The sequence below is a fragment of the Polaribacter haliotis genome, from assembly GCF_014784055.1.
GTDB lineage: Bacteria > Bacteroidota > Bacteroidia > Flavobacteriales > Flavobacteriaceae > Polaribacter > Polaribacter haliotis.
Window position 1 is genome coordinate 18,509 of record NZ_CP061813.1, and the last position, 14,462, is coordinate 32,970.

The window sequence follows — 14,462 nt, forward strand, 5'->3', positions numbered from 1 at the left end:
TATGAAAAATCAATCGTTACTAATCTTATTTATATTTTCTGTTTTACTTTTTTCTTGTGGAGTGAAATCATCTAATTTGAGTTCGCCAGACAAAAATATTTCAGTAAATTTTCATTTGTCAAACGAAGGGCAGTTTTTTTACACAGTAGCTTATAAAGAAAAGGCGATTATAGATACTTCTTATGTTGGGTTTAAATTACTAAACGCTCCTGATTTAGATAAAGGATTTATTGCTAGCGTAAAGAAACCAAACGAAGTAGAAGAAACTTGGAAAATGCCTTGGGGTGAACAAGAGAACGTTGTAAATAACTACAACGAAATTCGAGTAGAACTCCAAGAGAAAGAAAACTTAAAAAGAAAACTAAACATTATTTTTAAAGTTTATAATGATGGTGTAGGTTTTCGTTACGAATTCCCTAAACAACCTAATTTAAAAGAAGTTTTAATTGCTGAAGAAAATACAGAATTCAATTTAACAGAAGACTATAAAACCTTTTGGATTCCTGGAGATTGGGATATTTACGAGCATTTATATAGTACTACAAAATTATCTGAAATTGATGCAAAAAACTACAAAGTAAACAGTGCTTTGGCTCAAACAAATATCCCGGAAAACGCTGTTAATACCCCAGTAACTTTGGTTGGAGAAAATGGAATTCATTTAAGTTTTCATGAAGCTTCTTTGGTCGATTATTCAGGTATGACTTTAAAAGTAGATACTGAAAATTTAGGATTTAAAAGTAGTTTGGTCGGTTCAAGAAATACAAAATATAAAGTAAAAAGAACGACTCCTTTTGTAACTCCTTGGAGAACAATTCAAATTACAGATAATGCTCCAGATTTAATTCAGTCGAATTTAATTGTCAATTTAAATGAACCCAATAAATTAGGCGATGTTTCTTGGTTTACACCTATGAAATATACAGGAGTTTGGTGGGAAATGCATTTAGGAAAATCTTCTTGGGATTATGGAATGGAAATGGTGGATGGAAAATGGACAGACACTGGAAAAGCGCATGGAAAGCATGGAGCAACTACAGAAAATGTAAAACGTTTTATCGATTTTTCTGCAAAAAATAATATTGGAGGTGTTTTAGTAGAAGGCTGGAACACAGGTTGGGAACGTTGGATAGGTTTTGAAGATAGAGAAGGGGTTTTCGATTTTGTTACCACTTATCCAGATTATAATTTAGAGGAGGTTACCACATACTCAAAAGAAAAAGGAGTGCAAATTATTATGCATCATGAAACTTCTGCAGCATCAGAAACTTACGAAAAGCAACAAGATACTGCATATGCATTAATGAAAAAGTACGGAATGCATACTGTAAAATCGGGTTATGTTGGTAAGATTCTTCCAAAGGGAGAATATCATCATGGACAGTATATGGTTAATCAATATAACAATGCAGCTATAAAGGCCGCAAAATATAAAGTTGCTGTGAATGCTCATGAACCAATAAAAGCTACTGGTTTAAGAAGAACTTATCCTAATATTATTTCTAGAGAAGGCTTACGTGGACAAGAATTTAATGCTTGGTCTCCAGATGGAGGAAATCCTCCAGAACATTTGTCTATAGTTGCTTTTACAAGAATGTTAGCAGGACCAATAGATTTTACTCCTGGTATTTTCAATATAAAATTCGACGAGTTTAAAAAAGAAAATCAAGTGAATACTACATTAGCACATCAACTAGCTTTATATGTGGTTGTTTATAGTCCAGTGCAAATGGTTGCGGATTTGATTGAGCATTATGAGGCAAATCCTGCTCCTTTAGAATTTATTAAAGATGTTGGTGTAGATTGGTCTGAAACTAAAGTATTAAATGGTGAAGTTGGAAATTTTGTTACGATTGCTAGAAAAGAAAGAAAAACTGGCAATTGGTTTTTAGGAAGTATTACTGATGAAAATTCTCGTGAAATAACTATTAATTTCGACTTTTTGGATGAAAACATCACGTATGAAGCAAAAATTTATAAAGATGGTAAAAACGCACATTGGAACGATAATCCTTTAGATATAACTATTGAAACTAAGAAAATTACAAAAAACGATAAGCAAACATTTAATTTAGCTGCAGGTGGAGGTTTGGCTATTAGTATTAAGAAAAAAGATTAATCTTTAGTTACTTTATTGTATTCGTTAATCATAAAATATGCCCAAATAACTACACATATTACAACAAATATGGAAAAAAATAAAACAATATTATCTGCGCTCACGATAGATAAGTTTTATGTAAATCATTATACCCAATAATGTTGGTGCCCAAAGGCCAATAAAAATTCCATGTAATTTTTCACCAGTTAAAAAAAAATATTCGGCTACTAATATAATTACAACACATAAAAGTAGCATTAAAAAGTTAGTAATTCCTAGGTTTTTTATCCAATTCATTTCCTTTATTTATTTACTTTAAAAATAGGAATAATTTTTATTATGATAAGTTTTTATTTTTTTAAGAAATAAATAAATTAGGTTTTTGGTATTCTATGTTGTAATTTCATAATCTTAAAACTATACAAAGTATTACATTTTTTGTATATCTATTTGAAATATAGTTTTTTAGGTTTTATTTTTTCCAAACATTTCTAAAAATGAATAGATTTAAAAATACATTTCTTTTTTTCTTTTTTTTATTTACTATACAGTTGTTTCATGCTCAAGAAATACCACCAATCCAAAATTTTACAACAGAAGATTATGGGGCAGAGAATCAAAATTGGTCTATATCTCAATCAGAAAATAAATATATTTACGTTGCGAATAATAAAGGTTTGTTAGAGTATAATGGCGCAAATTGGCAGTTATATTCTACTCCAAACGAAACGATTATGCGTTCTGTAAAATGTATTGGAGATAAAATTTTCAGTGGTTTTTATAGAGATTTTGGGTATTGGCAGAAAAACGATTTTGGTTTTTTAGAATTTACATCTATTGTAAATACTAAGAATATAGAAATGCTAGAAGATGAACAAATCTGGGAAATAGTAGAGCTAGATGGTTGGGTGCTTTTTAAATCATTACAAAATATTTACATATATAATTTAAAAACAAGTGCAATTAAAACGATTAGAGCAAATAATTTAATTGCAAAAATTGTAGCCGTAAATGGCTTCATTTATTTTCAGGAATTAGGAAAAGGGTTGTTTAAAATTGAAAACGGAGAGCCAGAATTAATTTCTGATGCTACTATATTACAAAATAATAGGCTTACAGAGATTTTTTTAAAAGACCAAAAGCTATTTTTTATTACACAAAAAAAAGGACTTTTTTTTCTTGAAGATCAAAAAATAAAAAAATGGAATATTCCTGCAGATAAGTTTTTAGATACTAATATAATTTATAGCGCTAAGTTGTTGAAGGATAATAAATTAGTTCTAGGTTCCGTTTCTAGTGGAATTTTATATTTAAACGAAAAAGGCGAAATTGAATCTCAAATTAACCAAAACTTAGGTCTATCTAATAATACAGTTTTGTCTATTTTCGAAGATGTAGATAGTAATATTTGGTTGGGTTTAGACAATGGTATTAGCTTTTTAAATTTTAAATCACCATTTAAGTTGTTTGTAAATCAAGATTTGTTTTTAGGAACAATTTACACATCTACATTATTTAAAGATAATTTATATTTAGGTACAAACCAGGGGTTATTTTATAAAAAATACAATTCTAAAGAAGATTTTAAATTTGTAGATAATACGCAAGGTCAAGTTTGGAGTTTAAAAATTATTGATAATAAATTATTTTGTGGTCATGATTCAGGTACATTTATTATCAAAGAAAACAAAGCCGAATTAATAGTAGATGTTCAAGGAACTTGGGATATAAAAAAACTTAATGATAGTACTTTAATACAAGGTAATTACGATGGTTTGTATGTTTTAAAAAGGAAAGATAATAATTGGTCTTTAAAAAACAAAATAGAAGGTTTCGAAAATAGTTCTCGATATTTTTTATTGTTAGAAGAAAATAGAATTTTTGTAAACCATGAGTACAAAGGAATTTTTAAACTTAAAATTAATGAAAGTTATACATCTGTAATAGAAAACATTAAAGATAGTACAATTCAAAAAGGAATACATTCTAGTTTGATACAGCATAAAAATGAAATATTGTATGCTTCTAAAAAAGGTGTTTTTAAATATTCGAAGAATTCTAACGATTTTATGTTAGATACTTTGTATAGTAAATTAATTCCTGAAGACGATTTTATAACAGCAAAATTAATTTCAAATTCAAGTACTAATAAACTTTGGTCTTTCACAAAAAAAGGGTTTCGTTATCTTAATCCTGGACAGTTTAGTAACAAACCAAGTTTAGAATTAATTCCTTTAAGAAATACATTGTTTAAAGGAGCTTCTGGTTTTGAAAATATTCTTCATTTAGAAAAAGAAAAATATTTAGTAGGCGCTACAAATGGTTATGTAACTTTAGATTTAAGCCTGTTTTTAATACCAAAATCTTTTAAAGTAGATATTGCTAGGATATATAATTACCAATTAGATCAACCTTTAAAAAATGTTTCTTTAAAAAATAAATTAAATTTTAAAAATGAAGAAAATAGTATTGAGTTCTTTTATAGTGTTCCTAATTTTACAAAGTCCTCAAATATATTGTACCAATATAAATTAGAGGGGTATAATAGTAAGTGGAGTGATTTTTCATCATCGAATTTCGTGTTATTTGAAAACCTTCCATTTGGTAATTATAATTTTAAAGTTCGGGCTTCAATTGGTGGTGTGTTGAGTGAGAATATTGCTGAATTTCAATTTAAAATTGAAAAACCCTGGTATTTATCAACTTTGCTCTTAATTATATATTTATTGTTTTTTTTAACAATTATTTATGTATGGCAAAAACTTTCGAAAAGACATTATATTAAACAACAAGAAAAGTTATTAGAGAAAGCTCAGAAAGAGTTAGAATTAAAAGAGTTGGAAACTTCTCAAAAAATAATAAAGTTAAATAACGATAAGTTAAGAAATGATATTGAGAGTAAAAGTCGAGAGTTGGCTACTTCTACAATGAGTATTATAAAGAAAAATGAATTTTTAAATACCATTAAGAAAGAATTGTTGGAAGGTAAAATGCAAAGTATAGATAAAGTTGTGAAAATTATCGATAAAAACATAACCAATACAGACGATTGGAAAATGTTTCAAGAAGCATTTAATAATGCAGATAAAAAATTTCTTAAGAAAATGAAATCTAAACACCCAGATTTAACTCCTAACGACTTAAGGCTGTGTGCATATCTTCGTCTAAATCTGTCTTCTAAAGAAATAGCGCCACTTCTTAATATTTCTCCTAGAAGTGTAGAGGTAAAAAGATATAGACTTCGAAAAAAAATAAATTTAGAGCACGATGCGAACTTAACAAATTACATTTTGGAAATTTAAAAACCAATCAAGTGGTTTTTTTGACCATACATAACCACAACATTTCCTTTTTTCAATTTTTTTATTGAAAATTAAATTCCTTGCTATAAAAGGATTTTTCACCTTTTTTCACCTTAAAAATTATCATGTATGTTTTTTGTTGGGGTGTTTTTTATCAATTTAACAAGTAATCGTTCTTAATTTTACAGAAAAAATAAAACTCTTTATTCATGAGAAAACAAATCACATTATTACTCTTTATGTTTATCGCTTTTTGTGTGCATGCACAAACTGTAAATGTAAAAGGTGTTGTTACAGATGCTACAACTGGAGATCCACTTCCTGGTGTAAGCGTAATTGTTAAAGGAACTGTTAAAGGTACTCAAACAGATTTCGATGGTATGTATAATATATCAAACGTTACTACAGGTGCAACTTTAGTATTTAGATACTTAGGTTATAAAGAAACTGAGGTATTGGTAAAAAACGCTACAGTTAATGTATCTCTAGAAGTAGAAGCACAAGCTTTAGATGAAATTGTAGTAATTGGTTATGGAACTCAAAAAAGGGCAGAAGTAACAGGTGCAGTTTCTGTGGTAAGTAACGAAACTATAGAAAACCTAAAACCAACTAGAATAGAGCAAGCTTTACAAGGACAGGTTGCAGGTGTAAATATTACATCTTCTTCTGGAGCTCCTGGTGCAGGTTTAAATATTAGAATTAGAGGTGTTTCTACAAATGGAAACAACAATCCTTTAATTTTGTTAGATGGAAACGTTATTGAAGATTTAAGTGTGGTGAATCCATCAGATATAGAATCTATGAACGTTTTAAAAGACGCAACTGCTGGTATTTATGGTGTTAGAGGTGCAAATGGTGTAATTTTAATTACTACTAAGAAAGGTAGAAAAAATACTGAATTTAAGTATACCTTTAATTCATATGTTGGTTTTCAACAAACAACTAGAAAAATTCCTTTATTAAATGCAACAGAATATGCCTTATTGGCAAATGAAGCTTTTGCTGCAAATGGAGAAGCTTTACCATTTTCTAACATTCTTAGTTTAGGACAAGGCACAGATTGGCAAAATGAAGTTTTTAAAGATGCAATTATTTCTAGTGCAGATATTAATATTACTAAAGGAACTGAAAAATCTACTTTTTCATTTGGAGCCTCTCACTTAGATCAAGATGGTATAGTTGGTGGAAGTAAAGCAAACTTCAATAGAACAACTGCTAAATTTGGTTTTAGTCACGATATTTTAAAGAATTTAAAATTTAAGTCTTCCTCTATTTACACAAATACCAATAGAAAAGGGTTGCCAGAAAATGCTTTAGGTTCAGTTTTATTTAATGCTTTAAATATGCCTGCAAATTTAACTCCTAGAGATGCAAATGGAGACTTTACATTAGCGCCAAATACTGGAGTTGGTATTGAGGTAATTAATCCTTTAGCACAAACACAAAATTCATTCAATAGAACTTGGGTAAATAAATTTGCTGGAAGTTATGGTTTAAACTATTCTTTTTTAGATGGTTTTTCTGCGGAGTCAAACATTCAATTTAATTATGCAAAAGTAAATTCTAAAAGTTATACACCAGAATTATTTTATGGTTCAGGAAAGGTGTTTAACACTGTTGGTGCAGCATCAGATTTAAATGATGGAATTAACAACTCAAGTGTTTTCGAGAGCCAGCAAACTTATAAAGATTATACTTTTGATGCTTTTATAAAATACGAGAAAGTATTTAACGATGTACATGATGTAAAAATATTGTTAGGAACATCCGTTTTTAAATCGGAAGGAATTAATGATTCTAACCTACTAGGGTTTGGTGCAAATGGAAATACTTTAGAAGATGTTAGTGTAGCTGGAGCAGATAGTTCTCAAGATAATTTAGCCCTTAGCAATCAACCAAGACAGTTTTTTGATAGTAGATTGCTATCTTACTTTACACGTTTACAGTATAATTACGATGGAAAATATTTATTCTCAGCTGTTGTAAGAAGAGATGGTTCATCTAATTTTGGACCAAAAAATAAATTCGGAATTTTTCCAACAGCATCCATTGGTTGGGTAGCTTCAAAAGAAAGTTTCTTAGAAGATTCAGAAGCAATTAGTTTTTTAAAATTAAGAGCAAGTTATGGTGTTATTGGAAATGACAGAATTGGTAGTTTCGGTTTTGTTTCAACAATTTCAGGTGAAGGAGAATATGTTTTTAACAACCAAATTAATTTTGGTACAGCAATTGGGGCCTTATCTAATCCAGAAATTAAATGGGAAAGACAAATACCTTTAGATTTTGGTATAGATATCGAATTATTTGATAAAATAAATATTACTGCAGATTATTTTAATAAAAGAACAGAAGATTTATTATTAAATCCTCAAGTTTCAGGAATATTAGGAGTTTCTGCACCAGGTTCTGCAGGGCCAATTGTAAATGCAGGAACTGTAGAAAATAGAGGTTTCGAATTTGCTATTGGTTACAAAGAAAGAATTTCCGAAGACTTTAAATTTAGTATGAACTACAACTTTACAACAATTAAAAACGAAGTTTTATTTGTTGGTAGCGAAAGTGGCGTATTATTTGGCGGATCTTTTGGCGTTGGACAAGAACCACCATCAAGAATGGAAGCAGGTTTACCAATAGGATACTATTATGGATTTAAAACCAATGGAATTTTTCAAAACCAAGCAGAAGTAGATGCTCATGCAACACAAACAAATGCAAATCCTGGAGATTTAAGATTTGTAGATCAATTAACTGTAGATACAGATAATGATGGAATTGCAGATGCTACAGATGGTATTATTAATAACGATGATAAAACATATATTGGAGACCCAATTGCAGATGTAACTATGGGATTCAATTTCTCTTTCGATTATAAAAATTTCGATTTTAACATGTATGCATTCGCATCAATTGGAAACGAAATTGTAAGAAATTACGAAAGAAACCTACCATTAACAAACAGACCAACATACTATTTAGATAGATGGACAGGTCCTGGAACTAGTAACACTTTTCCAAGAGTAACTACAGGTGCTACAGGAAATTCTTTATTCTCAGATTTTTATGTGGAAGATGGTTCTTTCTTAAGATTACAAAATATACAATTAGGATATTCTTTAAAAAACAATATTACAGAGCAAGTAGGTTTAAGTAAGTTGCGTTTTTATGTAACAGCAAATAATTTGTTTACGTTAACAAAGTATAGAGGTTTCGATCCAACAACTTCTAATGGAGCTCCAATAGGTGGAGGTATAGATCAAGGTTTTTATCCAACACCAAAGACTTTTTTAGTTGGTTTAAATGTTAATTTTTAATAAAAAATAAGATGAAAAAATTAAACATAAAATTTTTAGCAACAATTATGTTACTTGTAGGTTTAACTGCTTGTAGCGATGATTTTGTAAATGTAGAATCTCAGGCAGAAAATTCTGAAGATTATTTCAATTCAGAAGAAGATTACCAAAATGCACTAGTAGGAGCATACGATTTATTACAATCTACATACTTAAATGCACTTTTAGGAGAAATTGCTTCAGACAATACATTAGCAGGTGGCGAAAGCGCAACAGATGTAATAGGAATCCAAGAAGTAGATGATATGGTACACACACCAGTAAATCAACAACTAAGAGATATTTGGGGGTGGATGTTCTCTGGAGTTAATAGAACGAACTACATTTTAGAGTTTCAAGATAAAACAGATTTTGCAGGAAAAGATCAAGTAATTGCACAAGCAAGATTTTTAAGAGCTTACTATTATTTTGAATTGGTAAAATGGTTTGGAGATGTTCCATTAGTAGTAGATCAAAGAATATTATTCGGAGATCAATTTACTGTAGATAGAACTCCAAAAGCAGAAGTATATGCACAAATTGAAAAAGATTTAATATTTGCAGCAAATACTTTACCATATATTCAAGCAGAAACAGGTAGAGTAACTAGAGGTGCAGCACAAGCATTACTAGGAAAAGCTTATTTATATCAAAATAAATTTGATGAAGCTGCAGGAATTTTAGATACTTTAATTACACAAGGACCTCATGCTTTAGTAACAGATGCTACTAGATTTATGAACCTATTTGAAAATGATAACGAAAACAGTGTAGAGTCAGTTTTTGAAGTTCAATACACAGAAATTCAAGGAGCAGGTTTTGATTGTTTACAATGTAGTGAAGGTAATGTAGCAGTAGGATTTAGTGGTGTAAGAGGCTATAATGGACAAGATTTTACATCAGGATTTAGTTTTAACGTTCCTGTACAAGAATTAGTAGATGCTTTCGAAATGGGAGATAGAAGAATAGATGTTGCAATTTTAGATATTGAAGCTTGGTCTCAACAAACTGGAGCAACTTTTGATAAAGGTTACGAGCATACTGGATACTTCAATAGAAAATATTTACCAAGAAAAAGAGGTGCAGATGCTCAAGGAGACAGAAACTTAACAAACCCAAATAATTATAGAGCAATACGTTTTGCAGATGTTTTATTAATGGCTGCAGAAGCTTTTAATAAAAGTACAATTCCAAATGATGTAAAAGCACGAGGATACTTAAATCAGGTAAGACAACGTGCTTTCGGAGATATGTTACACAATGTTTCTTCATCAGGTTCAGCTCTAACAGAAGATGTTTATAAAGAAAGAAGAGTAGAGTTAGCAGGAGAAGGGCATCGTTTTTTCGACTTGGTTAGAACAGGTAAAGCAGCTCAAGAAATTAACGGTTTTGTTGCAGGTAAGCACGAATTGTTTCCAATTCCATCAATCGAAATTCAATTAGCTGGAAATAGATGGTCTCAAAATCCTAATTATTAAAAAATATAATGATGAAAAAAAATAAAATTATATATAAACTTATAATTGCGCTTTTAATTATAAGCGCATGTACAGATAATGTAAGAGATTTGGATTTTTTAGATAAGGTTTTACCACCTACTAACCTTACAGCTTCTTACGATATTACACAAGACAATACTGGTTTAGTTACAATTACACCAACTGCAGAAGGAGCTCAAGAAATACAAGTGTTTTTTGGAGATGGAACAAACGAATTTGAAATTTTAACAAATGGAGAAAGTGTACAAAGAACATATAAAGAAGGTACTTTCGATGTTAAAATTGTTGCTTCTAATGCTGTTGGAAACAGTATAGAAATCATGCAACAATTAATAGTTTCTTTTAAAGCACCGCAAAATTTGGTGGTTGTTATAGAAAATGATGCTGCAGTTTCTAAACAAGTAAATGTTACTGCGAATGCAGATTTTGCAACAATGTTCGATTTTTATTCTGGACAAACTGGTTCAGATCCAGTTACAGGAAATATTGGAGAAACAATTACTTTTCAATATGATGAAGCTGGTACATACTCAGTTAGAGTTGTGGCAAAAGGTGGTGCAATAGCAACCACAGAATATACAGAAGATTTTATTGTAACCGAAATTTTAGATCCTACAACTTTAGCACCAAATCCACCTTTAAGAAATGCATCTGATGTAATTTCTTTATTTAGTGATGTATATACAAATGTTACTGTAGATACTTGGAATACATCTTGGAGCCAGGCTTCATTTGAAGATGTTACTATTAATGGAAATGCAGTTAAAAAATATACCTCTTTAGGATTTAATGGAATCGAAACTACATCTAATCCATTGGATGCTAGTTCAATGACCCATGTTCATTTAGATGTTTGGACACCAAATGCAACAGAAATTAAATTAAAGTTAGTAGATTTCTTAGGCGATGGTTTCGATGATGGTTCAAATAATTCTGAAGCAGAATTAACCTTTGCAATAAATACTGGAGAGTGGACAAGCATAGACATTCCTTTAGCAGATTTTACAGCTGCAGGAATCACATCTTTTGCAGATATTAATCAGTATATAATTACAGCTACACCATTTGGTTCTTCTATATTGTTTGTAGATAATTTTTACTTTCATAAACCACCATCAGAATTACAAAAGTTACCCGTTAATTTTGAATCAAGCACTTTAAATTATACTTGGACAGGTTTTGGAGATCCTAATTTCAGTGCTATACCAACAGCTGTTATTTCAAACCCAGATAAATCAGGTATTAATACAACAAATACTGTATTAGAAATAGAAAAGCCTTCAGGTTCTCAAGTTTGGGCTGGTGCATCTATGCCATTAGATCAAGGGATAGATTTTTCAGCAGGAACTACAATTACTGTAAAAGTTTGGTCTCCAAGAGTGGGAACAGATATTTTACTAAAAATGGAAGATCCTACATCTCCAAAAGATGGTAATGGAAATCCTACAGTTTTTGCAGAAGTAAAAGCGACAACAACAGTAGCAAGTGCTTGGGAAGAACTATCTTTTGATATGACAACTTTTGCAAGTTTTAGCACAAGCATTGCATATAAAAATGTAATATTATTTCCAGATTTTGGAAACATGGGACAAGGAGAAAAGTTTTATTTCGATGATATAGAAATTGCATCTATAAAATTACCAGTTAATTTCGAAGTTCCAGGTTTAACATATACTTGGGTTGGTTTTGGAGACCCTAATTTTGGACCACTTCCAACTGCAATTATTTCTAATCCAGATGTAACAGGAATTAATATGAGTTCTACAGTTTTAGAAATTCAAAAACCATCAGGATCACAAGTTTGGGCAGGTGCTTCAATGGCACTAGATGCTCCAATAAACTTTGCTTATGGTACTAAAGTTAAAATTAAAGTCTGGTCTCCAAGAGTAGGAACTAAAATTTTATTTAAAACAGAAGATCCAAGTTCTCCAAAAGATGGTAATGGAAACCCAACTGTTTTTGTAGAAATTGAAGCAACTTCAACTGTTGCTAATCAGTGGGAAGAACTTACTTTCGATTTAACAAGTTCAGGATCTTTTAATACTTCTATAAATTATGAAAACGTTATTATTTTTCCAGATTTTGGAAATGGAGGTCAAGGAGAAAGCTTTTATTTTGATGACTTAATTTTAACAAACTAAAATTTTAAAAAAAATGAAAAACATAAAAAATCTATATATAATTCTATTTTCGTTAACGATTGGTTTTTACGGTTGTCAAGAAAACGATTATGAATTTGGAGAGATTATAGCTCCTTCGAACATTACAATTGAAGCAAGTATAGTTGGTGCAGACGCTTCTAATCCAAATGGAGATGGAAGTGGTGTTGTAAGTTTTAAAACGACTGCAAACAATGCCGTTTCTTATAAATACATTTTTAATGGAAATGCAAATGTGGCTCCTTCAGGAGAATACACTTACAGTTTTAGTAAATTAGGCTTAAATACCTATACTGTTACAGTTGTAGCATCAGGAACTGCAGGAGTAAGTTCTAGTAAATCTATTGAAGTTCAAGTCTTATCTACCTATTCTCCACCACAAGAATTATTAGATAAATTATATGGAACAGGTTCTAAAACTTGGAAAATTCAATCTGCAAAGCCAGGGCATTTTGGTTTAGGTTCTGTGGGTGGTCCAATGAACGAGTTTTATGGAGCAGGTCCAAATGAAAAAGCGGGTGTTGGAATGTATGACGATAGATATATCTTTAATTCAGATGGAACATTTAAACACATTACAGACAATACAAATGATGCAACAGCTGTAAATACGGATGGAACCATTTTTGGACGTGACCCTTACATTGTAGACGATTTAGGGCCAACAAGTTTATCTCCAAATGGAGCAGATATCGAAAACTATGTTTATAGCGATTATGATGCTACTTTTAGCTTATCAGCTCCTGGAGGACAAGAAACTATTTCTTTATCAGGAATTGGTTTTATTGGATATTATACTGGAGGTTCTCATAGTTACCAAATTGTAGATAGAGGAGTTCCTAACGAACTTGTTCTAAAAACAACGGATGGAAATGGACAATTCGACTGGTGGTTTATAATCGTTTCAGAATAAATAATATGAAATTATTCAAAACAAAATTTTATCTAACAATAATTGCTTCTTTCTTATTACTTTCTTGCGGAAGTTCGGAAGGAGGAGGAGAAGTAATTATTGACAATTCCATTATTCCAACAAATTTAACTATTGCTGTTGCTGTTGTAGGAGTTTCTAAAGCAAACCCTTCTGGAGATGGTTCTGGAGAGATAAAACTTACAGTTTCTGCAAAAGACGCAATTCGTTACAAAGTAAAATTTGGCGATGGAAATGAAACAGAATCAACCTCTGGAAATATAGATTATACTTACACAAATGTGGGGTCAAATAAATATACAATAGAAGTAATTGCATTTTCCAAAACCGACGATTTTGTGAGCGATTTTATTCAACAAGAAGTTTTTGTTTCTGTGAATGGATTAAAGTTAGTTTGGTCAGATAATTTTGATTCAGATGGTGCTCCAGACCCAACAAAATGGACTTACGATCTTGGAAGAGGCAGTAATGGTTGGGGTAATAATGAGTCTCAATTTTACACAAAAAGAACAGAAAATGTTACGATTAGTAATGGAACTCTAAAAATTAAAGCCAAGAAAGAGAATTTTTCCGGAGCAAATTATACATCAGCAAGATTAAAAACGCAAGGGTTATATAATTTTACCTATGGTCGTGTAGAAATTAGAGCAAAGTTACCTTCAACAAAAGGAACTTGGCCAGCACTATGGACATTGGGTTCTAACATTAATTCTGTTAGTTGGCCAAATTGTGGTGAAATAGATATAATGGAGCATATTGGTAACGAATTAGGTAGAGTACAAAGTGCAACACACACACCTTCAAGTTTTGCAAATACACAAAATAAAGGAGCCACTTTTTCTAACAGTACATCAACTGCTTTTCATATCTACGAATTAAGATGGACAGAAGAAAAATTAGAATTTTTATTCGATGGAGAATTGTATTACACATATAATCCATCAGTAAAAAATAGTAGTACTTGGCCTTTTAATTCTAGCCAATTCTTAATAATGAATGTTGCTATTGGAGGTACTTTAGGAGGAAATATAGATGCCTCTTTTACTGAAGATGTTATGGAAATAGATTACATAAAAGTTTATCAATAAATTAATTTTGTTTTGATTTGAAAAGGTCGAAGGTATTTTATTCGACCTTT

General features: G+C 30.5%; 7 protein-coding genes. All 7 read left to right on the forward strand.

The window, feature by feature from the left end:
- Position 1: 1 nt before the first annotated feature.
- Complete coding sequence (locus H9I45_RS00060; protein ID WP_088354064.1) at positions 2-2,119, forward strand: glycoside hydrolase family 97 protein; 2,118 nt, start codon at positions 2-4, stop codon at positions 2,117-2,119.
- Between the two features lie 479 nt (positions 2,120-2,598).
- Positions 2,599-5,403, forward strand: coding sequence for a helix-turn-helix and ligand-binding sensor domain-containing protein (locus H9I45_RS00065; RefSeq protein WP_088354062.1), 2,805 nt, complete (start codon positions 2,599-2,601; stop codon positions 5,401-5,403).
- 209 nt (positions 5,404-5,612) lie between these two features.
- Positions 5,613-8,717, forward strand: coding sequence for a SusC/RagA family TonB-linked outer membrane protein (locus tag H9I45_RS00070; protein WP_088354061.1), 3,105 nt, complete (start codon positions 5,613-5,615; stop codon positions 8,715-8,717).
- An 11-nt stretch (positions 8,718-8,728) separates the two neighbouring features.
- A complete protein-coding gene (locus H9I45_RS00075) occupies positions 8,729-10,213 on the forward strand; it encodes a RagB/SusD family nutrient uptake outer membrane protein (protein ID WP_088354060.1) in 1,485 nt (494 codons plus the stop codon).
- A gap of 11 nt (positions 10,214-10,224) precedes the next feature.
- On the forward strand, positions 10,225-12,375 hold the full coding sequence (locus H9I45_RS00080; protein WP_088354059.1) for a hypothetical protein: 2,151 nt from the start codon (positions 10,225-10,227) through the stop codon (positions 12,373-12,375).
- A gap of 13 nt (positions 12,376-12,388) precedes the next feature.
- Complete coding sequence (locus tag H9I45_RS00085; protein ID WP_088354058.1) at positions 12,389-13,306, forward strand: PKD domain-containing protein; 918 nt, start codon at positions 12,389-12,391, stop codon at positions 13,304-13,306.
- Positions 13,307-13,311: 5 nt separating this feature from the next.
- Positions 13,312-14,412, forward strand: coding sequence for a glycoside hydrolase family 16 protein (locus H9I45_RS00090; RefSeq protein ID WP_088354057.1), 1,101 nt, complete (start codon positions 13,312-13,314; stop codon positions 14,410-14,412).
- Positions 14,413-14,462: the final 50 nt, after the last annotated feature.